Below are 25,101 nucleotides of genomic sequence, written 5' to 3'. Positions count from 1 at the left end.
GCCGCCATCTAACATGGGCGGGCCGGAATGTCAGTGTCGAAGCTGCATTTTTTGATGTTTGAACGGCAAAGAGGCGCCGAAAAAAGCCAGAATGGAGCGCGCATGAAAAAGGGGATGACGCGCATCCCCTTTTCCAAACTTCTCTCCCCGTCGAACTGGGCCGACTTATGATCGCAACGTTACGGAAGGTGTTTGCATCGGTCAACCAACTTTCTGAAAAATAACCACATATTCCGAGGGGTAAAAAATATTCCTGACAAGAAAAAGGGCCGTACCCGAGGGCACGGCCAGTCTGACAGGGAGGAAATGTCCACACTACAAAAGGACCATGCAGCGCGAACAAATCCACTCTGGCACGTAAAGGTTAAGTTTGTATGCTCAGCCGGAACAACGGATGATGGGGCAGGGAGAACCACCTATGACACAAGACATTTTCATCGGTGGCGGCGGGCCGGAGTATGGGGAAAAGCAGTTCCTCAACATTGGCTATGCCAACCGCCACGGGCTGGTTGCCGGGGCCACAGGGACGGGCAAGACCGTGACGTTGCAAATCCTGGCAGAAGGCTTTGCGGCGCAAGGCGTGCCTGTATTCCTGTCGGACGTGAAAGGGGATCTGTCGGGCTTGGCCAAATCAGGAAGTGCTGATCACAAACTGCACGGCGCCTTCACAAGCCGTGCTGAAAAGATCGGCTTTGATGATTACGCCTATGCCGCCTTCCCGGTCACGTTCTGGGATCTTTATGGCGAACAGGGCCATCCTGTGCGTACCACTGTGTCTGAGATGGGGCCGCTGTTGCTGGCCCAGCTTCTGGGGCTAAGCGAGGCGCAAGAGGGCATTTTGAACATTGCGTTTCGTGTGGCGGATGAAGACGGGCTGCCGCTGTTGGACCTCAAGGATTTGCAAGCGCTGCTGGTGTGGATCGGTGAGAACGCCAAGGCGCTGTCGCTGCGCTATGGCAACGTCTCAGCCGCGTCAATCGGGGCCATCCAGCGCCGGTTGCTGGTGTTGGAAAACCAAGGTGCTGCGGATCTTTTCGGGGAACCCGCCCTGGCCTTGGAGGATCTGATGCGCTGTGATGCGGACGGGCGGGGGATGATCAACATCCTGGCCTCAGACAAGCTGATGGCGGCCCCAAAGCTTTATGCTACTTTCCTGCTGTGGTTGCTGTCTGAGCTTTTTGAGGAACTGCCTGAGGTTGGTGACCCGGACAAGCCCAAGCTGGTCTTCTTCTTTGATGAGGCGCATCTGCTTTTTGAAGACGCCCCCAAAGCCTTGGTCGATAAGGTTGAGCAGGTGGCCCGCCTGATCCGTTCCAAGGGCGTGGGCGTGTATTTCATCACGCAAAACCCAGCCGACGTGCCCGAAGACATCCTGGGCCAATTGGGCAACCGGGTGCAGCATGCGCTGCGCGCTTTCACCGCCAAAGACCGCAAGGAATTGCGCATGGCCGCTGAGACCTATCGCGAAAACCCCCGGTTTGAGACCGAAGAGGCCATTCGCGAGGTGGGTGTAGGTGAAGCGGTGACCTCGTTTTTGCAAAAGAAAGGCGTGCCCGGGATCGTGGAGCGGACTTTGATCCGTCCGCCCTCATCGCAGCTGGGACCAATTGCTGCGGACGAACGCGCGCAGCTGATGGCAGCCTCACCCATGTCTGGCAAATACGATGCCCGCCTGGACCGCGAAAGCGCCTTTGAGATCTTGCGCAAACGGGCAGATCAGGCCGCCGCTGAGGCCGCCAAGGCCGAAGAAGAAGCAGAAGAAGCGCCAACGCCAATGCTGCGCGAATTCAACAACGCCCGGCGCTACGCAGGCAAAGGTGTGGCGCGCTCCACCTCCCGCGCGCCGCGGCGCCGGTCAACAGACGGGTTTGGCGATGCCATCGCAACGGCCGTGATCAAAGAGCTGAAAGGCACCACAGGCCGCCGCATCGTGCGCGGCATCCTGGGTGGGTTGTTCAAAGGGCGCTAAGCCGCCCCATGATCATTCTGACAGTCTGATGCCCCGGCGGCTTATCCTACTTCTCAGGGATCAGTCCCCGAGGCGCAAAACGCAGCACCAGTAACAAGACCAGCCCCATCGTCATCAGCCGCATATGCGCCGCTGACCCCAGTAGGTGATCCTTCAGCGCCGAGCCTTCGGGCATGCCGGCCGTGATCGTATTCATCAGCCACAGGCCCATCGGCTCTACCTGGACCCAAAGGAACCAGATCAGGAACCCACCCAGCACAGAGCCCAAGTTGTTGCCGGACCCGCCGACAATGACCATCACCCAGATCAGGAAGGTAAAGCGCAGGGGTTGATAGGTGCCGGGCGTGAGCTGGCTGTCCATGGTGGTCATCATCGCCCCGGCGATGCCGCAAATCGCAGAGCCCAGCACAAAGACCTGTAGGTGACGCGCGGTGACATCTTTGCCCATCGCCTCAGCGGCGACTTCGTTGTCGCGAATGGCGCGCAGCATCCGACCCCATGGGGAATGCAGCGCCCGTTGCGCCATCCACATCAAGATCACCAAAACCACCGCAAAAAGCAGCACATAAAGCAGTTTCACCCAAAGCGTGGACCCCATGACCGGGTCCATCCCCAAGGCTGCGGCACGCTCTACGAAGACGGGGTTGTTTTGCAGATCAATCTCATAGGGCACAGGCCGGGGCACGCCGATCACGTTTTTCACGCCGCGTGTCAGCCAGTCTTCGTTTTTCAGCACCGCAATGATGATCTCGGCAATGCCCAAGGTGGCAATCGCCAGATAGTCTGAGCGCAACCCAAGCGCGGTTTTCCCGATCACCCAAGCCGCGCCCGCCGCAAACAGCCCGCCCACAGGCCAGGCCAAGATAACCGGCAGGCCAAGCCCGCCAAGATAGCCTGTTTGCGCAGGGTTGATATCTTCGATGCGCTCTACCGCAGGGTCCAGAAGGCCCCGGAACACAAAGAAACCAACCACAAGAATGGCGATGATCGCAACATTGCGCGTCCAGCCCGGTGCAATCTTGCGGTAGGCAAAGATCGCCCCGATGATCGTCGCGGCCCCCAAGCCCAGGGCCGCCAGAATGCCTAAACCCCCGGTGGCAAAGGCCCCCTCGGTGGGTGGCATCCCGATCAAGACAGCGGCAAGGCCGCCGAGGGCCACGAACCCCATGATGCCCACGTTGAAAAGGCCCGCAAAGCCCCATTGCAGGTTCACGCCCAGGGCCATGATGGCGGATATCAGCCCCATCGCCACGATCAGCAAGGCCGAGTTCCAGCTTTGCTGAACGCCCACGATGGCAATCAGTAAGGCCACAAAGCCAAACAACAGCGTATTGCGCAAAGTCTCACTCATACCGCTTGCCCCTTGAACAATCCGGTGGGTTTGAAAAGCAGCACGATCAGCAAGATCACAAAGCTCACCGCGAATTTGTAATCCGTGCTCAGCAACTGCACGAGGCCCGAGGGCTCAAGGCTCTCTGGCATCAGATAGGTCAGCACCTTCTTCCAGGCATAAGTGATCGTCACCTCAGAGAAGGCGATCACGAACCCCCCGGCAATCGCACCCAAGGGGTTGCCCAAGCCCCCGACAATTGCGCTGGCAAAGATGGGCAGCAAAAGCTGGAAGTAGGTGAAAGGCTTAAAGCTTTTGTCCAGGCCATAAAGCACCCCTGCAATCGTCGCCAGGCAGGCCACAATCACCCAGGTGATCATCACCACCCGCTCGGGGTTGATACCTGACAAAAGCGCCAGATCCTCATTATCTGAATAGGCCCGCATGGATTTGCCCGCCCGGGTTTTGTTCAGGAACCAGAACAGCAAGATGACGACGATCACCGCCGTCACAATGGTCAGCCCTTGGGTGGTCTTGAAGGCCAGACCCTCACGCAGACCGGTCATCTCTTTGAAATCACGGGCGGAAATGATGAAGCGTTGCCCGTCAAAGAAGTTCTGGTCATCCGTCCCAATGATAAATCGCGTCAGTCCGTTGTAGATAAAGGTGATGCCCAGGCTGACGATCACCAAGATCACGGGCTTGGCCTTCTTCACCCGGTAAAAGCGGTACACCAGCCGGTCCGTGCTAAAGAGAAGCACGATGGTAAAGAGGATCCCAAAGGGCAGGGCCAAAAGCGCAGTGGGCAATACGCCCAATGACAACCCCCAGCTTTGAAACAGCCAGGTGACCAGGACAGTGGCCATCGCCCCCATGGCCATGGTGTCACCATGGGCAAAGTTGGAAAACCGCAGGATGCCGTAGACCAGCGTCACCCCCAGCGCGCCCAGCGCCAACTGCGAGCCATAAGCGACGCCAGGAATGAACACAAAGTTCAAAAAGGCGACGATTGCGTTTAGGAAATCCATGTCTCAGCCCCCCAAGAAGGATTTGCGAACCTCTGGATCCGCCAGAAGTTCTTTGCCCGTGCCGGTATAGGCATTGCGCCCCTGCACCAGCACATAGCCTTTGTCCGCAATCTCAAGCGCTTGGCGGGCGTTCTGTTCGACCATCAGAATGGGAATGCCGGTGCGTGCGACTTCGATGATGCGGTCAAAAAGCTCATCCATCACGATGGGGCTAACGCCCGCTGTGGGCTCATCCAGCATCAACACCTTGGGCTGGGTCATCAACGCGCGGCCCACGGCCACTTGCTGACGCTGCCCGCCTGAAAGCTCACCCGCGGCCTGCAGCCGCTTTTCCTTGAGGATTGGGAACAGGTCATAGACCTGCGCCATGGTATCGCTGAAATCATCGGTGCGAATAAAGGCACCCATCTCCAGGTTCTCCTCCACGGTCATGGAGGTAAAGATGTTTGAGGTCTGCGGCACAAAGCCCATGCCCTTGGCGACCCGCGCCTGAGGGGACAGGGCGGTAATGTCCTCACCGTCCAGCTTCACATGTCCCTGGCGCATGTCGAGCATGCCAAAGACCGCCTTCATGCCGGTTGACTTGCCAGCCCCGTTGGGCCCCACAATCACGGCAATCTCGCCCTCATCCACGGCAATCGTGCAATCATGCAGGATGTCCGGGCCAGCGCCGTAGCCGGCGGTCATGCTGTCGCCAATCAGAAACGGACCGCTCATGGCTTGGCCTCCGGCGCTTCATCTTTCCAATACAATTCTGGGGGTTTGGGGGCAAAGCCCCCATAATATCTGCGCCGCACCGCGACCCCGCCTGCGCGTCTCATCTGTGCTGCACTCACGCTGTCACCTGATCTTTGTTCTTCAAACCGGTGCCCAGATAGGCCTCGATCACCTGTTCATTCGCCTTGATCTCATCCAGCGTCCCCGTGGCCAGCACGCGGCCTTCGGCCATGCAGATCACCGGATCACAAAGGCGGCCAATGAAATCCATATCATGTTCAATCACCACAAAGGTGTATCCGCGCTCTTGGTTCAGACGCAGGATCGCATCGCCAATGGTGTTCAGAAGCGTGCGGTTCACGCCTGCACCCACTTCATCAAGAAACACGATCTTGGCATCGACCATCATCGTGCGGCCCAGTTCCAACAGCTTTTTCTGCCCGCCTGAGATTTGTCCGGCCTTTTGCTCGGCCAGATGCTCAATCGTCAGGAACTCCAGCACCTCATCGGCCTTGGCCTTAAGCGCGCGTTCTTCGTCCGCAATCCGCTTGCGTCCAAACCAGGTGTTCCAAAGTGTTTCCCCCGATTGCCCGCCCGGCACCATCATCAGGTTCTCGCGGCAGGACATGGAGTGAAACTCATGTGCGATTTGAAAAGTGCGCAGCAATCCTTTGTGAAAAAGCGTATGGGGCGGGATGCCGGTGATGTCCTCACCGTCCATCGTCACCCGGCCCGACGTGGGTTTAAGAACGCCCGCAATCACATTGAAAAGCGTTGTTTTTCCGGCGCCATTTGGCCCGATCAAGCCGGTGATCGTGCCCCGTTCAATTGACAGCGACGCGCCATCAACCGCATGAAACCCGCCGAAATGCTTGTGCAGATCGTCCACGACGATCATCTGGCTTTCGCCCATGTCCATTCCCCGTAAGTGAGGGCTTTGCCCTCAGATCATTTGCTGATCTTTATGAAAAAGCAGCCCGCCAATAAGACGGGCTGCTCTTTGTTGTACGTGCAGGCTTTACTTGAAACCGATGGTTTCGTTCTTGCCGTCTTTCACTTCGATCATGCGGTAGTTACCGCCGGATTCGCCCGCGCCAATCAGCTCAACCGCGGAGGCACCGACATAGTCGATGTCCTGGCCGTTCTTGATCATCTCAAGCGCCTTTGCCAGCTCACCTGGGAAGATCTCTTCGCCGGGCGCATTGGCCACATCCATGATCTTGGACTGATAGTCTGCCGGATCGGTGGAATTGGCCGCCTGCATCGCCAGCATCAAAAGCGCTGCGGCGTCATAGGATTCAGGCGCATAGGGTGATGTGCCGTCAAAGCCCGCTTTTTCGGCCATGGCTGCAAAGGTCTCAATCCCGTTGCCGCCTGTACCGGCGATCACACCGTAAGAACCGTTCAGGTCCGGGCCAATTGTCTCTGGCAGGCTGTCACCGATCATGCCGCCAGGCAGCACGAACTGGTCCCACGCACCGGCATCAAGCGCCCCGCGGATAATGCCCGCGCCACCTTGGTCCAGATAGCCCGCAACAACCAGGATGTCGCCACCCGCAGAGGCCAGCGCGCCCACTTCGGCAGAGTAATCGGCCTTGCCGTCTTCATGCGCGGCCACGATTGTCACTTCGCCGCCAGCTTCCTTGAAGGAGCCTTCGATCGCATCCGCAAGACCCTTACCATAGTCGTTGTTGGTATAGGTCAGCGCGATGGATTCCACGCCGCGCTCTTTCAGGATCTCGGCCAAAACCTGACCTTCGCGCGCATCAGAAGGCGATGTGCGGAAAAACAGACCGTTGTCTTCCATCGTGGACAGACCAGGCGAGGTGGCGGAAGGCGAGATCATCACCATGCCGTTTGGAATGGCCACGTTTTGCAGCACGGCACCGGTCACACCGGAGCAATCCGCGCCCACAAGCCCGTTCATGCCATCCGCAATCAGGCGTTCAGCAGCAGCCGTGGCCACCGCGTTGTCGATGCAGGCACTGTCCGCGCGCATTGGCGTGACCTTGGCTGCATCCAGCAGCATGCCGCTGTCGGTGGCTTCCTGCATGGCCAGCTCCGCGCCTGCGGCCATTGGCGGTGTCAGCGATTCAATTGGGCCGGTAAAGCCGAACAGAATGCCCAGTTTCACTTCTTTGGCGTGGCCGCCCGCAAGCGCGCCGGTTGCCATCAATGCTGTGGCGGCAGTGGCCATAAGCAGATGTTTCATGTGTTTCTCCCTTGTTGGAACGTCATGTTCGCCAAAGACGTTATGCGCGCGCCTTTGAAATGAAAAGTGCTTTTTGGCCGCGCCCAGGGGCGGCGACCCGGTCCAAAGGGGGGCATTTGTGGCAAATCGGGACAGAGAAGTTAAATGTGCTGCAGGCCCCCACCTTCTCAGGAGAAATCACATGTCTTTTGTCCCTAGATTGCTGAAAGTCCTGCTGCTGTCGATTGCGGGCAGTGTGATGTTTTTTCTGCCGCCCTTGCGCAAAGTTGGCGGATTGATCCCATTGTCACGGGGCTCGACACACCTTGGGCGGTGGCCGCCTTGCCCGAAGGCGGCGCGCTGGTCACAGAGCGCGGCGGCACGCTGATCCACAGTCTCAACGGCACCAATCGCAAGATTGCCGGTCTGCCAAAGGTGGCCCAGCGCGGGCAGGGCGGCTTGCTTGACATCACGCTGGCGCGGGACTTTGCCCAAAGCCGGGTGCTTTATCTGACCTACGCCAAACGTCAAAGCGGCGGGGGCAGCGGCACAGCACTTGCGCGCGCGGTCTACCCTCAGGGGGCGGACAGGCTGGAAGACCTGCGCGAGGTTTTCGCCATGAAACCCGGCAGCAGCGGCGGACGCCACTTTGGCTCGCGCGTGGTCGAAGGGCGGGACGGCATGCTTTATCTGACCATCGGGGACCGGGGGGACAGACCCTCGGCGCAAAACCTTGCCCAACATGCAGGCAGCGTCATCCGCATCGCACCCGACGGTGCCATCCCAAATGACAATCCGTTCCTCACTACAACTGGCGCATTGGCTGAAATCTGGTCTTACGGCCACCGCAATCCACAAGGGGCTGCCTTGGATCTGCAAGGCAACCTTTGGGTCACAGAGCACGGCGCGCGGGGCGGCGATGAAGTCAATGCCGTGCGCAAGGGGGCCAATTTCGGCTGGCCAGTGATTTCGTATGGCAGGCATTATTCCGGCGCCAAGATCGGCGAGGGGACGGAAAAACCAGGCATGCAGCAGCCTGCCTTTTACTGGGATCCCTCCATCGCGCCCTCTGGTTTGATGATCTATTCAGGCCAGATGTTTCCCCAATGGCAGGGGGATTTCTTCACAGGTTCGCTTAAGTTCGACTATATCAGCCGCCTCTCCGGCACGCCCTTGCGCGAGGTTGAGCAAATCCAAACCAGTGAAACCGGCCGCGTGCGCGACATCATCCAGGCCCCCGATGGCGCGATCTGGTTCATCTCGGTGGGCGAGGGCGCTGTCTACCGCCTCAGCCGGTAAACCCTTCTGGGTCGGAGCCGCCCTTGCGTGCCCTTGGCAGGACGTGCCGGGGGCGGAGCTTCAAGGAAAATCGCCGAGGCTCCGCTGCGTGGATACGGCTATTTTCCTTGAAGCTGCGACACAGGTGCGTCAGGCAAAGGGAGCGCATGGGGGGATCTGAGCCTTCTGGGTTGGTGAGCCCCGCAGCGCCTCTACGCTCTCAAAACCCACACGCCATCCGCGACACCCCGGCGCAGAGCATCGCGATAAGCCCACGCTCTCTGACACATGCCTCAGATCGACAAACGCGCCGCATGTGAGCCCCGTTCGCGGTAGGGGGTCGTTTCATAATGCGCGCGGTAGCATTTGGAGAAATGCGAAGGCGAGGCAAAACCGCAGGCGAGGGCAACGTTGATCACACTCATATCGGTTTGCATCAGCAAGTTGCGCGCCTTTTGCAGCCGCAGCTCCATGTAATACCGCTTGGGCGAGCGGTTCAGATAGCGCCGGAACAACCGCTCCAACTGACGTGTGGACATGCCCACATCCTTGGCCAACAGTGACGGGCTAATCGGTTCTTCCAGGTTGTTCTCCATCATCTGGATCACCTGGCTGAGCTTTGGATGCCGCACGCCAATCCGCGTCGGCACGCTCAAACGCTGGGTATCCTGATCGGTGCGGATGGAGGAATAGATCAGCTGATCGGCCACGGCATTGGCCAGCTCTTCATTGTGATCATCGGCAATCAACTTCAGCATCAGATCAATCGAAGACGTCCCGCCCGCCGTGGTCAGCCGGTTGCCGTCCACCACAAAGACCGATTTGGTCAGGTCCACCTCTTGGAATTCTTCGGCAAAGCTGTCCTGGTTTTCCCAATGAATGGTGGCTTTCTTGCCGTCCAGCAACCCGGCCTTGGCCAGCGTATAAGACGCGGTGCACAGCCCGCCCACAACCAGACCTTTGCGTGCCTCGCGGCGCAGCCAGCCCAGAACCTTCTTGGTGGTCGCTTCCTGAATGTCGATGCCGCCGCAGACCATGATCGTGTCGTCGCGGCTTAGATCACCCAGTTCATCGTCCAGCTGAAACACCGTCCCGGCAGAGCAAGACACGCTTTCGCCGCCTTCGCCTGTCGTCGTCCAGGTATACAGCGTCTTGCCGCTCATCCGGTTTGCGATGCGCAAAGACTCTATCGCTGTGGCAAAGCACAAAAGGCTGAATTGGTTCATCAGCACAAACACAAACCGGCGCGGTTTATCCGTGTCACGCGGGATATGAGTAGCAGAGCGCGAAGACGACATCGCGGCGTCCTTCAATGGTGGTGTTGCACGCAGCGTTCGGGCCGTAGCCCGAGCACCTGACAAAAACCTTGCTCACGAGCCAAGCAAGAGGTCAAGAGGCGGAATTTGCCTGTCCCTTCTGCGGTTCTAAAAAGTGTTCTGGTCAGTCTCATAAGGCTTTTGTATAGAAGGCTCCTGATAGCGCTGACACCCAGCCTGCAAGATCGGAGAAAAGACAATGAGCACTTGGAGCAAATCAAGCTGGCGCGACCTTCCGCGGATCCAGATGCCTGATTATCCTGACGATGCCGCTCTGAAAGCGGTTGAAGCCCAACTTGCACGATATCCGGTCTTGGTTTTTGGCGGCGAAGCACAGCGGCTGAAAGAACACCTTGGCGCTGCCAGCCGAGGTGAGGCTTTCTTGCTGCAAGGGGGCGATTGCGCAGAAAGCTTTGAGCAGTTCAGCTCAGATGCGATTCGCGACACCTTCAAGGTGATGCTGCAGATGGCCATTGTGCTGACACATGGGGCCAAGGTGCCGGTCATCAAGCTGGGCCGCATGGCCGGGCAATTCGCAAAGCCACGTTCGGCACCGACCGAAACCGTAGATGGCGTAGAGCTGCCAAGCTACCGCGGTGACATCATCAATGAGTTGGATTTCACCTCTGCCGCGCGCATTCCAAACCCTGACAAGATGCTGCGCGCCTATACCCAGGCGGCGGCGACGCTGAACCTGCTGCGCGCGTTTTCCACGGGCGGCTATGCGGATGTGAACCAGGTCCATGGCTGGACCCTTGGCTTCACCGATGGCGAGAAGGCCGCGAAATACCGTGAGGTGGCCAACCGCATTTCCGACACGCTGGATTTCATGTCTGCCGCTGGCGTCAATGCAGACACTGCCCACACGCTGCAATCGGTTGAATTCTACACCAGCCATGAATCGCTTTTGCTGGAATATGAAGAGGCGCTGTGCCGTCAGGACAGCTTGACCGGCAAGTGGCTGGCGGGGTCTGGCCATATGATCTGGATCGGCGACCGCACGCGCCAGCCTGACGGGGCGCATGTTGAATTCGCCTCGGGCGTGATGAACCCCATCGGGCTGAAATGCGGGCCCTCCATGACCAGTGAGGACCTCAAAAAGCTGATGGCCAAGCTGAACCCCGAAAACGAAGCGGGCCGCTTGACGTTGATTGCGCGCTTTGGTGCGGGCTCTGTCGGTGAACATCTGCCGCGCTTGATCAAAGCTGTGCAGGAAGAAGGGGCCAATGTCGTTTGGACCTGTGATGCGATGCACGGCAACACGATCAAATCAGCCACGGGCTATAAAACGCGGCCCTTCGACAGTGTGCTGCGCGAAGTGCGTGAGTTCTTTGGCGTCCATGCAGCCGAGGGCACCATCCCCGGCGGCGTGCATTTTGAGATGACGGGCCAGGACGTGACCGAATGTACCGGTGGTGTACGGGCCGTGTCCGAAGAAGATCTGTCAGATCGCTATCACACCGCTTGTGACCCGCGTCTGAACGCCAGCCAGTCGCTGGAGCTGGCGTTTCTTGTCGCAGAAGAGCTGTCTGCGCGGCGCGAAATGCAGGCGGCCAAAGCGGCAAGCTAACGCGCGCGCATATAACCTTGCAAAACGCCGCCGACGTGAAGTTTGGCGGCGTTTTCTTTTGCACAGGGTCTGGCAGCATCTCTGCTCAGAAACCGGCGTTTTCCCTCTTGCAACTGGGGGCGTGGCCAATGTACACCCCGGCCAACGGAGCGGTGGCCGAGTGGTCGAAGGCGCACGCCTGGAAAGTGTGTAGGCGGGAGACCGTCTCCAGGGTTCGAATCCCTGTCGCTCCGCCATCTTACCCCTAACATGATTTCCGGCACCAAACTGCGGGGCAAAAGTCTGTTCTGGTGGTCGTCAGCGCAAGTCAAATCCCCAGCCGCTTAGCCCCCGCATGACAGCATAATTTGCGAAACACTTGCTTTGTTGGGCAAGTTTACCCGACGATACCCCTATTGGAATCAATTTATTTGGGGGGCTGTCTTTTGGACGACGTGCAAGTCAAAGACAAAGAACTGAAGGCCATGCTCCGGTTTTCAAAGAACAAACCGGTCAATTTCGCCTTCAATCCTGGCAAAGACAAAACGGCCCATTTCTTTGGCGCTCACCGTAAGCATGCGCCGAAAAAGCTGGAAAAGCTCGCCCGAGAAGGCGGGGACAGCAAGCGGGTTGCCTATGGCACCTTTCAGGTCAAAGGCAAAGTGCTGCAACTGACCTGTGAGAAAGTGGTCCCGAAACTGGCCAAGGACGTCAAATTCTATCTCAAGACCAACAAGGTCCGGTTGAACGTCGAAATCATGGACGAAAACGGCACGCTGCTTGAGGCCGATGTCGAAGAGTTGCCCGATGAGGACACATTAGACGGCGCACCGGATGAGGCACCGTCCTCGGACACAGCAGCCTCTGAAAGCGCAGCGCCTGAGGACACTACGGATACGGATGAGGAAGACGCGGCGGCAAAGCTCAAAGCGCGGCTCAGGGCCATTCAGGCGGCCTTGGCCGAACTTTCGGACGGCGAGCCTGCGACAAAACTCAAAAAAGCGCTCAAGGTCGCAGCGGCGATGGCCGCAGCAGGGCAGATCGACAAAGGCCATGCGGCGGCAGATCAGATTGAGGCCGGGATCGCTAAGCTGAAACAGCATGATGCTGCCAAGGCTGAGATTGATCCCGATAAGCTCAAGGAGCGGTTGGGGAAATTGGCCACCCAGATCAAAGCGCTGGACCCGGATAAGGGGGCCAAGCTGCGCGATGCGCTGCAGAAGGTGATTGATGCTTTTAAGGCGGGCAAATTTCCTGCGGCCTCCGGCGGGGCGGATCAGATCGAAGCCGCCCTGGCCAAGTTGGCGGGCAAAGCGACGGCACCCGAAGCGCCCGAACCGGTCTTGGATGCTGATGCCAAAAAAGCTTTGGAGGTCGCCCGCGTAATGACGGCGCGCGGCGGGGCATTGACGCCTAGCACGGAACAGGAAGCGTTCCTGGCCGATGTAGCATCCGCGCAGGCCTTGGCCGAAGCGGGGCAGGGTGCCGAGGCGCTGGTGGCGCTGCGTACCTTGCAAGAACGCCTCAAAGCGCTTGAGGCCGCACCTGACGACAATGAAACCGCCGAGGCTGCCCCATCCGGCGATGAACTGGCCTGGCTGCAGGCCTTTGCTCAGTTGGAAAGCGATGTGAACGCCGCCTTGTCGGGCGGTCTGGTCAAGGATGTCGACGGCCTGCGCAAGGACTGGAATTGGGCGACAGCCGAGGCTGCCGATGGCCGCTATACGCAGGCCCTGGACAAAATCCCCGCGGTGCAGGCCTATCTGGCCGACCGGCATGAAGTGGGCTCCACCGCCTTTAGCGAAGAGATTGGGGATGAGGTCAAACCCTTTGCCGATGCCCGCCTGACCTGGAACAAAGCACGGGGGACAATGCGTTCAGAGTTGCGCAAACTGCAGGACGCCATCGTCCAGGAATGCGCAGGCGATGAAGAACTGCAGGATTACGCAGACGGCGTGACGGATTTGACCATGCACATCGCTGATATGGACGAGCGGCTGGAGGTGGCCTTGGACAAGATCGTCAACGCCTCAGAGCCGGAAGCGCGTGAGACCCTAAAGAAATCTGCCATCGGGGTTTTGGATGAATATCAAAACCAATTGGGCAGCCCATTTTTTGAAGCTGTTGATGAAGACAATGGATTTGCCAAGGTGAGCGTGGCTGCAACGGCCCGTAACGCCCTGAACGATATTGAAAAAGTACTACGCGGCTAAGCCGCAACAAGGAGGCATTTGATGCCCTGGAAAGACCTAAGTGACGAAAAGAGAGAATTTTTAAAGCAATTTCTACCTGCCAGACGCCGCAGAATTGGCCGCCGGATCAAACGACGGCAAGACAAAAAAGAACTGTTTGCTGACTATTCGGCGTTTGAAGAAAAGAAGCTTCTGCTGGACAGCGCGCTTTTTGAGATACAGCTGGCACCCGATTACCCGACGCTGCGAGAGGAATTTGACGAAATCAACACCGACACCATGGCCAAGGGCACCTTTGCCCAAGGTGTGGGAGAGCTTGAGACGTTGCTTGGCAAGGTCCGTGCCGCCCGTGATGCGATGCGGCGCGCGGCGTCTGATCCGGAAAACAAACTCGTCCCCTACCAAGAAGCACTGCGGGTCATGGCGGCGCGTGCGGCGGATGATGAGCTTTTGGTGGCCCGGCTTGCCGCGCAACTGTCTGGGGGTGAGGATGAGGGGGACAAAGGTCCGCTCGAGCCCGCTAATCTGCCTCAGGTGATGGCGCTGTCACAGGTGCAAAGAGAAGGGCGCGCTCAGCTCACAGCGCTCTACTCAGGGGATCTGACAGGGGATGCCTATCAAACCGCTCTGAATGACGCGCTCAATGAGATCGGCACGGCGCGGGACGCAGCGCGCGGCGCAATTGAACGCCTGATGCGTTCAGATGAGGAACTTGGAAGCGCGGGTGAAGTCTTGGTCTCGGACCGGGATTACCGCGCTGCGCTGGATGAATGCGAAGCGCTGATGCAGGATCTGGCCTTTTGGGGCCATCCGAAGGCTATGCGGCTGGAAAAGGACCTCACCGGCGTCAGAAAAGACACCCGCGCGACCGGGGCTTATGACGTTGGCGTTTCGGCCTTGGACCTTTGGAAGCGCGACGCGGAGGCCGAAAAGCATCGCTATCTGGCGAAGTTTAATACAGAATTAGAGACCCATAAGACGGAACTGGCCCGTATTGAGGCCATGGTAGAGGGTTTTGGCGGTGCCACGCGCCCCGAACAGCGGGCGGAATACGACGACCTGATTGCGATTGCCAAACAGACCATCGACAACGCCCAAGATGACAGCCGGGGTAAAAACCTGTCGGCGTTGCAGCCTTTGCAGGGCATCTTGGTTTCGGCCTCCGTCCTGGCCAATGAACTGGGCCTGACGGATACGCTCAATCGATCTATCGCGGACCTCATCAAAGAAATTGAACCTATTTTGGGTGGCGTGTCTTCCGAAGGCTCGCCCAAAGGCAAAACTGTTTTGCCCAAAATGTATACGTCGTTGCGCACCAAATTTACGGAGCTGAATGACGATTGGGTGACTATGAGCCCGCAAGATGCACATATGGCCTTTGTGACGCTCAAATCTGAGGCCACTGCCTTTGCCACCAAGGTGGACGAGATGGAGGCCTGGCGTAGGGGGGCGAGCCGTCTTGCGGATCAGGCGGCAAGACGGACTAAAGAACTTGGCCAACTCATCTATGATTTCGGCAAAGATGAACATGGGCGTCTTTCAACCGCGCTGAACCGCGTGTTCAAAGTTACCCGGATCACCTACGAGGGTGCCGCTGCGAAAGAACTTGCTGAGATCCAAGAAAATATACTTTCAGAAGATCCCACAACCCACAGTTTTACAATGACAAAATTGAATGCCCTAAACGCCAAGTTAGAGGGCTGGCTGGCTGCGGCACAGCGCGCACGTGATGCGACGCGGAGCCGCCCACCGACCGCTGTTTCACCGGCTGATCTGAACCTGATTGCCCATGTTCTGGATGATCAGTCAAAAGCAGTGGCAGAGCGGGAAGCGCATGAAGCCGCTGTCGCTGATTTCGTCAGCAAGTCCGAAAAGGTTGAGGAAATGATCGACCGGCTGGCCTCTGATGCGACGCTGTCAGAAGAGACTGTACAGGAATACGGCGACATCAAACGGCTTAGCGAAGCGGCCAAAACCCAGGCCCAGAATGATCTGGAAGCCGCCGAAGAAATGCACAGCCGGGTGAAGTTCCGCATGACCAAGGCGATGGGGGCACCGCCCAAAGCGGTCGATAACTTTGACTGGCTGCAAAAGATGCCCGCCTTCTGGAAACATGCCACGGGCGACATGCGCGACGGTATAGAGCGCTTGATTGATACGGTGAACCGCGAGGCTGTGGATGAGCCGGACATTGATCAAGAGAAGCTCGAAGATGATCTGCGCATGCTCACGGTCGTGTCCGGGATCTTTGCAGATGACGCCTTTGATGCCGCTGCAGCCGTTCTGGGGGACAGATCCACGGCCAGTGATTTGAACCGGCGCAAAAAAGCCAGAGAGGCCGCACTGCGCCAGGTCCGGCTTTACCGGGGATATCTGACGTCAAACATGTTGATGCGTCATGCCATCCGCAACCCGTTCAAGGTGGATGGCATCGGCTCAACTCTGGCGCTCAGCCTGAACAAAATTGAACTTGAAGTATTGCGCGGCATCTAAGCCTGCACGTCCCAGGAGGGATAGCCATGAAAGACGATAAACTTCAGTGGGTTGGTCAGATTACCGATGCCGTGACGAATTCGCGTCAGTCCGAACGCGACCGCGTGCAACGCACCGAGGCGATGGCACTTATTGATGACAAGTTGCTGCAATCAGAAAGTGCCGAACAAGTGCGAGGGGCCTTCGCCAGCGTCCAGGTTGAGCTGGCCAGCGGCAAGAACATGCCGCTGCTGGACATTGAAAATCACGATCCGCTGGCAGAGATTGACACCTATCACGACATGCCAGGCAGCAAGGGCATCAGCGGCGATCAAAAAGAGCTTCTCGATATTGAGTTCGAAAAGATCATGGTCGTTAAACGCGAACTTGCTGAGATGGAGTATTACAAGATCGACCTCGACAAGGCCCCGTTTGTGGATGCCGAAGGCAATTCGATCTACGATCCTGATCTGCCGACCCATGAACAGCAGGCGATGATTGATCTGAAAAACAAGCGCATGGCCGAAGATCTGTGGCAGCCCTTGATGCGCGAAGGGGTGATCCCCGAAAACATGATCCCCGACAAATACTCAGAGGTTGTCAAAACCTTTGCCGGCGCATCTGAGGCCTATGAAGCAAGGCTGCAAGAACATTCGCGCAACATGTCGGATGCCGATATTTTCCTGGAGAAATTCCAACCTGTCAAAGACATCGGCGGCCATGTGATCAAGGCGGCGGGCAGCGTTGCAAGCTTTGCCGGCACTGCCGCTGATCTGGCTGGGAATTCGGAGGTTGTCGCCAGCATCGAAGAGGCCACAGAGATCATTGGCCTGATCGACGTCGCCTTTACCGCCACCTGCGATATCGTGCCGCTGGTGGTGAAAGACCGCGATGGCATCAAGGTCATGGATGTCTTTAACGATGCGCTTGAGAGCGTTCTGAAAGGCGCAGGGGTTGCAGATGAGACGGCGTCCCTCATTCACGGTCTGATCAATGGGGCCACACGGGCGGCCTCAGCTGGAGTGGAACTGGCCAAGGGCAACTTTGAAGCGGCGTTCCAACAGTTCGGAGAGGCGATTGCCTCAAGCTTTGGGGCGACCCAGGATGACACATTGGCAGAGATCGGCAATCAGATCTGTTTCGCAGTGGCCCGAATGGGGGCCGCAGCCAAGGTGGCCAAGGCGCTGTCGAAAAAGCCGCCTGAACCTGGCACCGCCATCAATGTCATGATGGGAGAGATCAGCGTTTTTGTGAAATCGCCCGAGATCAAACTGGTGGTGAAGCTGCTGGGCGAAGGGGCCGAGGCGCTGCAGGGTGCTGTGGTTGAACGTGACGCCTTTAAGGTCACTGATTTCATGGGGGCGGCAGTGGCAGAAGCGCTGGAGGCCGCAGGCGTGGATGCAGATATCGCTTTCGCGGTGAACAACTCCATCAGCGGGGCCATTTCCGGTGCTAAGATCGGCACGAAACTGGCAGACGGAGACTATACCGGTGCGTTTGAGGACATCGGTGCCGCCATCAACACCAACTTGGGCAAGATCGGCAATTCTGATTTGGAGGCCATTGGCGGGCTGATTGAAAGCAACATCCAAACAGCCGTTGCAGGATCCAAGTTCCTGGATGCGATGCGCGCCGATCCGCCAAACCTGGGCGCCGCAGAGGCAGAATTGAACAAGGCGCTGCAATCTGCCCTGGGAAGCACCCGCAGCAATATTGAGGCCTTGGCAGGGGAGGTCGATCCGTCCGATACAGACGCGGCGCTGACCAAGACGCTCGCCAAACTGGATGAGGTCGTCAAAAGCGACGCGGCAGCAGCGGCCAATGAAATGATCACCCTGGCCGGAGACGGTGCATCCGCCATCACCAAAGAGCAGTTGGACGCACTGAAAGCAGCAAAAGAGGCCAGTGATGAAGCCGCAGCGCGCAGTGAAGAGGAACGTCTGCGCGCCTTTATGGCCGAAGACGACGCGCACTTTAACGAGCTGCTGATCACAGGCATGAGCCCGGCGGACGGCGATGCCTCAGAGATTGCGCGCGCCGAAGAACGTCGTCTGAAATCTATTGAGACGATGATCGCCATCGTGCAGCGCGACAAAAAGATGTTCGAACTGGCCCAGAAGATCTGCACCAAGGGGCCGCAGTTGTTGGCGGACATGGTCCCGGGCATGGGGCTGGCCAGTGCCTGCGCTGAGATGGCGTTCAAGATCGCAGAGGCGGTCAAACACGCCGAGCAACTGATCATCTGGACAGAAAACACCGAAGCCGCCAGCAAAGCTGCCACCGTGCAACTGGATGCGATGATGAACCGCTACGGTCTGGAAAAGCGCCATGTGTTGCGGGGCCGGATTGAGATCGGCATCCAGTGCGGTCAAGATCGCCGGTGAGGCCACCAAACTGTCGCCCGCAGCGCCGATTGGCCTGGCCATCAGCTCAGGGGCGGCTGCGACCTCTGCCACCTTTGCGGCGGCCTGGGCGGTGCAGGATTATGCTGAATTCGTAAGGGCTTGGAATACTTACAAAAAAGCATTGGAGAACCCCCAAGACCGTAAAGCCGCGCGCATGGCAATGCGGCGCAATGCGACCCTGTCAAAATACGCTATGGCCTATGGTGCGCTGCATGATGGCAACGTCATCGCCCGCGAAGCCATGCGCAAGTGCAACATCACTGAGGCCACTTTGGCGCAGCCTGAAACCAACGTCGATAAATTGGTCGAATACCTCGAAGCGCTCTATTCGGATGATCCGGTGATCGTCAAAGCTGTCCCCATGAAGAACGATTGGCACCCTGGCGAGGTGGAGCTGAGTTACAAAAGCTTCTGCCGCTTCGTGCTCAAAGCCATGACGGAGGCATCACCGAAGTTGGGCAACAATGACGTCAGCGCGATCAAGGGCTGCCTGTCAGACGCGGACACCGCCTATTTCGAGCTGACCCGCCTGCGCGGTCTGGCCGAACCCGGTGCGGCGGTAGACGAGGCTGTCGAGCGTGCTGCGATCGACAGCGTGGGTGCCCTGGCGCGGGCGCTGAAAGCCTATACGCCGATGGATGAAGCGGGTGAGCGGCACATGGAGATGGGAAAGTATATCGACAGTATGACCGCTATGGCCCAACTGCGGTGGCGTGAGGTGCAAAAGATCGCCAAAGCGGAGCAGAAAAAGCGCGCACATTGACTTCTGGTTGTATTGGGGGCCATGCTTCGTGCATCGCCCAGGCCTCTGGCCCCCACATTTTTAGTTTGGCAAGGGGTACCTAAGCCCACCAGGCCAACCAAGGACGTCATCCCGTTATGCAGATCCCGCTTTTTGAACAGGCAGACCTGGAAAAGCACCAAAAGGATTGGAGCGCTGAGGAAAAGCGCGTGGCGCAAGACCTGCGCACCAAGGGCTATGCGGTCATTGATTTTCCGGAATCTGATTTCGATAGTTTGGCGGATACCATCATTGCTGATCTGCAAGATCAGCTTTGCGGGCCGGGGGAGACCGGAGGCAACAGTGATAAATCCGTGCGGGTGCAAGACCATGATCTGCCCGCCGTCCGGCAGATCGCCGGGAATGAGGCGGTGCAGAACTTGCTCAGCAAGGTCTATGGCCGCAAAGCGTTTCCGTTTCAGACGCTCGATTTCTCCGTTGGCACCCAACAGCCCGTGCATTCAGATGACGTGCATTTTTCGTCCTACCCCAAGGGGTTCATGTGCGGCGTCTGGGTCGCGTTAGAGGACATTCACCGCGATGCCGGACCGTTGGTTTTCTATCCCAAATCTCACCGGTTGAAGAACGTGGATGGCATCGACATGGGCGCGCATCCGTTGGAACACCCCAACGCACAGCCCGCAGAATTCTCAGGTGGCACGCAGAAGGCGGTACAGACGCTTTGGGATCAGTCGCTGGCGGGGCAAGAGATACCGCCGGATCACTTTCTGGCCAGGAAAGGGCAGGCGCTGATTTGGGTCTATAACCTCTTGCACGGGGGCGGCCCGCAAGGATCTCAACCGCACCCGTTGGAGCCAGGTGACCCACTATTATTTTGAGGGCTGTGATTACTACACGCCGCTTTTGTCCGAATATCAGTCCGGCGATGTGCATTTCCGCGACAATGTGGTCGATCTGAAATCAGATGAGCTTAAATCAGCCGTGCCGCAGGCGGTTTTGCCTGCGGACTTTGACCCTGAGCGCTATTTGGCGCTGAACCCGGATGTGCGCGCGCACGCGGCCTCTCCGGATCATCACTGGATGCACCACGGCTTTTTCGAAAACCGCCGTTACAAGTAGCGGTTCACCAAGTTCTCCAACCGTTCCTGACGGCCTGAGCGGGGGGACGGATTTATGTCTTGTGCCCGCACCATCGCGTCGATGCTGCCAAGGTCAGAGTTCATCAGGGATTGCCCCTCTGGCGCGTCCCAGCCTGCATAGCGGGCATCACGCGCCGCCTCCAGCTTGCCATCCTCCAGCATCGCCGCAGCGGCCTTGAGCCCAGCCGCGCAAGCGTCCATGCCGCCCACATGGGCCAGGATCAGATCTTCTGGGTCAAGCGATTGGCGGCGCAGCTTGGCGTCGAAATTTGTCCCGCCCGTGGTGAAACCACCTGCGCGCAGCACCTCATAGAAGGCCAACGCCATTTCCGGCACGTTGTTGGGGAATTGGTCAGTGTCCCAGCCGGACTGATAATCGTTGCGGTTCATGTCGATGGAGCCAAAGATGCCCAGCTCACGCGCCAGCGCCAGCTCATGCTCAAAACTATGGCCCGCCAGGATCGCGTGGCCCTGTTCGATGTTGACCTTGACCTCGTTCTCCAGACCAAAGTCCTTGAGGAAGCCGTACACCGTCGCCACGTCATAATCATACTGGTGTTTCGTGGGTTCCTGCGGCTTGGGCTCAATCAGAATTGCGCCGTCAAAGCCGATCTTGTGTTTGTATTCCACCACCATCTGCAGCATCCGGCCCGCCTGTTGGCGTTCGCGGCCCATGTCGGTGTTCAACAGCGTCTCATAGCCTTCGCGCCCGCCCCAAAGCACATAGTTGGCGCCGCCCAGCTTATGCGTGGCATCCATGCAGGATTTGATCGTGGCCGCGGAAAAGGCAAAGACCTCTGGATCGGGGTTGGTGGCCGCTCCGGCCATGAAACGGTGGTGTGAGAAAAGGTTCGCCGTGCCCCAAAGCAGCTTTGTGCCGGTCTCTTCCATTTTTGCGGCAAAGACATCGACAATCTCATCCAAGCGGCTGGCGTTCTCAGCAAAATTCGCGCCTTCGGGACGGACATCAGCATCGTGGAAACAAAAGAACGGCACGTCGAGGATTTTGAACATCTCAAAGGCCACATCGGCCTTCATCTTGGCCAGCTCCATCGTGTCACCAAACCAGGGCCGGTCGAACGTTTGCCCGCCAAAGGGATCGCCGCCCGGCCAGGCAAAGCAGTGCCAATAGGCGCAGGCGAAACGCAGATGTTCCTTCATAGATTTGCCCATGAGCATCTCATCAGGATTGTAGTGCCGGAAAGCAAAATCGCTTTCCGCCTCAGGGCCTTCAAAGCGGATGTTGGGGATGCCTTGGAAAAAGTCAGTCATGGGGAAGGCCTTTGAGCAGTTGGTAAGCATTACGGTAGGTGGCATGCCCCTCAGCGAGCGTGTCGCAAAGGGCGGGATCTGGATCAACGCTGCGGTCGATCGGGGGCAGGGTGGCCACTTCGGCGCCCGCACCGGTGGCCGCCATCATGCCCAGACGGGCGGCCCCCAGTGGCTGCACCAAAGTCACCGGCTTTGGGCACATCAAGGGTGATGTTCAGCGTGCTTGCCAGCATCTCAACCCAATGGGCGGATTTCGCGCCACCTCCCAGCGCAAGCGCGCGGGTGATCTTGGTGCCGGTCTGGGCAAGCGCGTCTTTGCAATCGGCAAAGGCATAGCTCACCCCTTGCAGGATAGCGCGCGGCAGCAGGCGCATCGGTTGCGTGATCCAAATTCAGGAACTGGCCCCGGATATGGGCGTCGTTGTGCGGGGTGCGCTCTCCGCCGAGGTAGGGCAGGAACAGCGTCTTGCCCGGTGGCTGCACCTTGCCCAGATCAGCCGTCAGCGCGGCGGCGGACTGACCCGTCAGGCGCGACAGCCATTCCAGCGCATCTGTCGCGGCAAGAATAACCCCCATCTGGTGCCAGACATCGCGGTGGGCATGACAAAACGTATGCACCGCAGAGGCCGCATCAGGCCGGTAGCTTTCATTGGCGGCAAACAGAACACCAGAGGTGCCCAGGGACAGAAAGGCGGTGCCCGCCTCAAGCACGCCCGCGCCAATGGCTGCGGCCGCATTGTCACCGCCACCTCCGGCCACGATCGCCTGGGGCAAGCCAAGCGTATCGGCCAGCGATTTGCGCAAGCGGCCGGAGGGCGCTGAGCCTTCGACCAAGCGCGGCATATGCGTGCGGTCCAGATGGCAGGCGTCCAGCAGCGTATCAGACCAGTCGCGTGCGCCAGTATCCAGCCAAGAGGTGCCAGCGGCATCCGACATCTCTGATACATGCTCTCCTGTCAGAAAGAGCCTGAGATAGTCCTTTGGCAGCAGGATCTTGGCAGTCTTATCGAACGTATCTTTTTCATTGCGCCGGACCCATTCGACCTTGGGTGCGGTAAAGCCCGGAAAGACGATGTTGCCGCTGATCTGCCGGAATGCAGGATTTGCATCCATTTCAGCAGCTTCTGCGTGACTTCTGGTGTCATTCCACAACATGCAAGGACGAAGTGGGGTATCATTTTGCCCCACCAAGGTGGCACCATGCATGTGACCAGAAAGGCCAATACCGGTGACGCGGCTGCAATCATGCAGTGATGTCAGGGCCTTAAGCGCCGTCGTTGCTGCATCACACCAGCTTTGCGGGTCTTGCTCCGACCAGCCGTCATGCGGACGCTGAACCGTGAGCGGCACGCTATGTTCGGCCAGGATGGTCTGGGCATCATCGATCAGGATCGCTTTCAGCGATGAGGTGCCCAGATCCAATCCGATGTACATTACGCCGCTGCCTTTGGGTTTTTGCCCAAGATGATCATCGACAGGATGTCATCTTCGGTCACATCTTCAACCCGTTCGGTGCCCACCATCTGGCCGTTTTTCATGACGGCGACACGGTCACACAGCTCCATCATCTCGCGCGTGTCATGCGAGATCAGGAAGATGCCCAGGCCTTCTTTTTTCAGCTCCTGGATCAGCTCGGCCACCATGGCGGTTTCATGCACGCCCAAGGCGGCAGTCGGCTCATCCATGATCAGGATCTTGGCGTTGAAATAGACTGCGCGGGCAATTGCCACCGACTGGCGCTGACCGCCTGAAAGGGCAGAGACCGGTTCTTTCAGCTTTTTGAAATTCGGGTTTAGGCGCGCCATGATCTTGCGCGTCTCTGCCTCCATCCGATCATCATCCACAAAGCCCAAGGCATTGGTCAGCTCACGCCCCAAAAAGAGGTTGGAGGCCGCGTCAAGGTTATCTGCCAGCGCCAGCGTTTGATAGATCGTCTCAATGTTGTACCGGCGCGCATCCCGGGGGAGCTGATCTGCGCTTTGGTCCCGTTGATCCAAATCTCTCCGCTGTCCATCTTATAGGCCCCAGAGAGCATCTTGATCAGCGTTGATTTCCCCGCGCCGTTGTGCCCCAGCAGGCCCACGACTTCGCCGGGGTGGAGGGTAATGCTGACCTTGTCCACAGCCTGCACGCCACCAAAGGCGATGGAGACGTCTTTCATCTCAACTAAGGGCGTCATCATTTGGCTCCCATGCGTTTGCGGTATTGGATATCGATAAAGACGGCCACAACCAGCACGGCGCCCACAACGATGTTCTGCAGCGGCGCGTCCACGCCCACCATGGCCATCCCCGATTGCAGCGATTGCATGATCAGTGCGCCCAGGATTGCGCCATAGATCGTGCCGATGCCACCAGACAGCGCCGTGCCGCCGATCACCGCAGCTGCGATCACACGCAGCTCATCCAGCGTGCCCAGATCGTTTGAGTGGTTGGCCAGCCGCGAGGAGGCCACCACAGCCGCCAGCGCGCACAGCACCCCCATCAGCGTGAAGATCTTAACCGTCAGCATGCGCGTGTTGATGCCAGAAAGCTCTGCCGCGTCCGGGTTGCCACCGGTGGCAAAGATGTAGCGGCCAAAGCGGGTCTTGCGGGCGATCATCGTCATCACAGCGGCAATCGCAATCAGCAGCAAAACAGAGATCGGCAGCCCGTAGACCGGCGTGCAGCCTTCGGCCACCTCGCATCCGTATTTCGCGGGGTCACGGGCCACAACGCGGGCGGGGACGCTGTAACTGGTCAGCACGCCAATAAAGCCAGCGATGGACGCGGTGGCGATCCCCGCCAGTGTGACTTCGGCCCACATGGGTTTGACGGGAAAGCCGTGGGATACTTTGGTGCGGCGGGCATTAAAGATCGCAAAGACCGTGAACAGAATGGCCAGGATGCCGATCACCCAGCTGGCCGTGCCGCCTAAGGTGCCGTTGATCCCGCCGAACATCATAAAGGTCTGGTCCAGCGGGCCAATGGTTTGGCCACCGGTCTGATACCAGCCCACATTGCGCCACACCAGAAAGCCGCCAAGTGTTACGATAAAGGCGGGGATGCCCTGATAGCCAACCAGCCAGCCGTTAAAGGCTCCAATCAACGCGCCCAGGGCAAGGCCCACGGCAATCGTGATCCATGGAATGGCCCAGTGCCCCAGCTCAAGCCCCATGGTGCCGGGCAAAAACCGCACCTGCGTCATGGCCATCAGCGCCGAGCAGGCGGCCAGAACGGCGCCCACGGACAGGTCGATGTGGCGTGTGACGATCACAAACACCATCCCAGTGGCCATGATCGCCACGCTGACGGTCTGAATGGTCAAGTTGAAGATGTTGCGCGGTGTCAGGAACCGTCCATCGGTCAGCACATTAAAGATAAGGGCGACCAGGATGAAGGCCCCGATCATGCCAAGCAGGCGCGTATCGAGCTCTAGAGTTTGAAACAGGCTGCGCTTTGGGGCGGCCCGAGGGGTGTCAGTGGTTTCTGCGGACATTGCCTATTCCTCCCGTGCCTGAGA

Annotated in this window: 17 protein-coding genes, 1 tRNA gene and 2 pseudogenes; 10 read left to right on the top strand and 10 right to left on the bottom strand. The window is 58.5% G+C overall.

The annotated features are described in order from the left end of the window. The first annotated feature begins 418 nt into the window (after nucleotides 1-418). Nucleotides 419-1,969, top strand: coding sequence for a helicase HerA-like domain-containing protein (locus tag ACZ1HM_RS11570; RefSeq protein ID WP_472742909.1), 1,551 nt, complete (start codon nucleotides 419-421; stop codon nucleotides 1,967-1,969). Between the two features lie 46 nt (nucleotides 1,970-2,015). Here the strand turns inward: ACZ1HM_RS11570 and ACZ1HM_RS11565 are convergent, their stop codons facing one another. The 5 genes from ACZ1HM_RS11565 to ACZ1HM_RS11545 form a co-directional block, all read right to left on the bottom strand. Further along, nucleotides 2,016-3,320, bottom strand: a complete 1,305-nt coding sequence (locus ACZ1HM_RS11565) for an ABC transporter permease subunit (protein ID WP_472742908.1) — start codon at nucleotides 3,318-3,320, stop codon at nucleotides 2,016-2,018. Continuing rightward, nucleotides 3,317-4,327, bottom strand: a complete 1,011-nt coding sequence (locus tag ACZ1HM_RS11560; protein WP_472742907.1) for a branched-chain amino acid ABC transporter permease — start codon at nucleotides 4,325-4,327, stop codon at nucleotides 3,317-3,319. Before ACZ1HM_RS11560 ends, ACZ1HM_RS11565 begins: the two co-directional genes overlap by 4 nt. 3 nt (nucleotides 4,328-4,330) lie before the next feature. Then, a complete protein-coding gene (locus tag ACZ1HM_RS11555; RefSeq protein WP_472742906.1) occupies nucleotides 4,331-5,044 on the bottom strand; it encodes an ABC transporter ATP-binding protein in 714 nt (237 codons plus the stop codon). Between the two features lie 115 nt (nucleotides 5,045-5,159). After that, on the bottom strand, nucleotides 5,160-5,942 hold the full coding sequence (locus tag ACZ1HM_RS11550) for an ABC transporter ATP-binding protein (protein WP_472744605.1): 783 nt from the start codon (nucleotides 5,940-5,942) through the stop codon (nucleotides 5,160-5,162). A gap of 120 nt (nucleotides 5,943-6,062) precedes the next feature. Next, nucleotides 6,063-7,256 (bottom strand): ABC transporter substrate-binding protein, encoded by a 1,194-nt coding sequence (locus ACZ1HM_RS11545; RefSeq protein ID WP_472742905.1) that lies wholly within the window; start codon nucleotides 7,254-7,256, stop codon nucleotides 6,063-6,065. Nucleotides 7,257-7,568: 312 nt separating this feature from the next. On the opposite strand from ACZ1HM_RS11545, the gene ACZ1HM_RS11540 reads away from it, so the two are divergent. After that, a complete protein-coding gene (locus ACZ1HM_RS11540; protein ID WP_472742904.1) occupies nucleotides 7,569-8,534 on the top strand; it encodes a PQQ-dependent sugar dehydrogenase in 966 nt (321 codons plus the stop codon). Between the two features lie 272 nt (nucleotides 8,535-8,806). Here the strand turns inward: ACZ1HM_RS11540 and ACZ1HM_RS11535 are convergent, their stop codons facing one another. Further along, nucleotides 8,807-9,811, bottom strand: coding sequence for a GlxA family transcriptional regulator (locus ACZ1HM_RS11535; RefSeq protein ID WP_472742903.1), 1,005 nt, complete (start codon nucleotides 9,809-9,811; stop codon nucleotides 8,807-8,809). A 217-nt stretch (nucleotides 9,812-10,028) separates the two neighbouring features. Here ACZ1HM_RS11535 and ACZ1HM_RS11530 point away from each other — a divergent pair, with 217 nt between their 5' ends. The 8 genes from ACZ1HM_RS11530 to ACZ1HM_RS11495 all read left to right on the top strand — a co-directional run bounded on the left by ACZ1HM_RS11530 (nucleotide 10,029) and on the right by ACZ1HM_RS11495 (nucleotide 20,308). Continuing rightward, nucleotides 10,029-11,399 carry a class II 3-deoxy-7-phosphoheptulonate synthase gene (locus tag ACZ1HM_RS11530; RefSeq protein ID WP_472742902.1) on the top strand — a complete coding sequence of 457 codons (1,371 nt, stop codon included), beginning with the start codon at nucleotides 10,029-10,031 and terminating at the stop codon, nucleotides 11,397-11,399. A 146-nt stretch (nucleotides 11,400-11,545) separates the two neighbouring features. Further along, nucleotides 11,546-11,635, top strand: a tRNA-Ser gene (locus ACZ1HM_RS11525). Between the two features lie 228 nt (nucleotides 11,636-11,863). Next, a complete protein-coding gene (locus ACZ1HM_RS11520) occupies nucleotides 11,864-13,591 on the top strand; it encodes a hypothetical protein (RefSeq protein WP_472742901.1) in 1,728 nt (575 codons plus the stop codon). Between the two features lie 21 nt (nucleotides 13,592-13,612). Next, nucleotides 13,613-16,063 (top strand): hypothetical protein, encoded by a 2,451-nt coding sequence (locus tag ACZ1HM_RS11515; protein WP_472742900.1) that lies wholly within the window; start codon nucleotides 13,613-13,615, stop codon nucleotides 16,061-16,063. A 26-nt stretch (nucleotides 16,064-16,089) separates the two neighbouring features. Beyond that, nucleotides 16,090-18,426 (top strand): hypothetical protein, encoded by a 2,337-nt coding sequence (locus tag ACZ1HM_RS11510; protein ID WP_472742899.1) that lies wholly within the window; start codon nucleotides 16,090-16,092, stop codon nucleotides 18,424-18,426. Next, nucleotides 18,389-19,210: a hypothetical protein gene (locus ACZ1HM_RS11505; RefSeq protein ID WP_472742898.1), complete on the top strand. Its 822-nt coding sequence runs from the start codon at nucleotides 18,389-18,391 to the stop codon at nucleotides 19,208-19,210. The genes ACZ1HM_RS11510 and ACZ1HM_RS11505 overlap by 38 nt, the downstream gene beginning before the upstream one ends. Nucleotides 19,211-19,326: 116 nt before the next feature. Then, nucleotides 19,327-20,067, top strand: a complete 741-nt coding sequence (locus ACZ1HM_RS11500) for a phytanoyl-CoA dioxygenase family protein (protein ID WP_472742897.1) — start codon at nucleotides 19,327-19,329, stop codon at nucleotides 20,065-20,067. After that, on the top strand, nucleotides 20,048-20,308 hold the full coding sequence (locus ACZ1HM_RS11495) for a hypothetical protein (RefSeq protein WP_472742896.1): 261 nt from the start codon (nucleotides 20,048-20,050) through the stop codon (nucleotides 20,306-20,308). The genes ACZ1HM_RS11500 and ACZ1HM_RS11495 overlap by 20 nt, the downstream gene beginning before the upstream one ends. Here ACZ1HM_RS11495 and xylA read toward each other — a convergent pair. The 4 genes and pseudogenes from xylA to ACZ1HM_RS11475 all read right to left on the bottom strand — a co-directional run bounded on the left by xylA (nucleotide 20,299) and on the right by ACZ1HM_RS11475 (nucleotide 25,077). Next, entirely contained in the window at nucleotides 20,299-21,600 is a 1,302-nt protein-coding gene (gene xylA, locus ACZ1HM_RS11490) for a xylose isomerase (RefSeq protein WP_472742895.1), read from the bottom strand. The genes ACZ1HM_RS11495 and xylA overlap by 10 nt on opposite strands. Next, nucleotides 21,593-23,034 (bottom strand): annotated as a pseudogene (gene xylB, locus ACZ1HM_RS11485) (xylulokinase). The gene xylA and the pseudogene xylB overlap by 8 nt, the downstream one beginning before the upstream one ends. Further along, nucleotides 23,034-23,782: pseudogene (locus tag ACZ1HM_RS11480) on the bottom strand (ATP-binding cassette domain-containing protein). Before ACZ1HM_RS11480 ends, xylB begins: the two co-directional pseudogenes overlap by 1 nt. Next, the gene (locus ACZ1HM_RS11475; RefSeq protein WP_472742894.1) at nucleotides 23,779-25,077 is read right to left on the bottom strand and encodes a sugar ABC transporter permease; all 1,299 of its coding nucleotides are present in this window, start codon (nucleotides 25,075-25,077) and stop codon (nucleotides 23,779-23,781) included. Before ACZ1HM_RS11475 ends, ACZ1HM_RS11480 begins: the two are co-directional and overlap by 4 nt. Nucleotides 25,078-25,101: the final 24 nt, after the last annotated feature.

The organism is Sulfitobacter sp. GN1-4 (assembly GCF_055693825.1).
This window is presented reverse-complemented; position numbering and strand designations above follow the sequence as displayed.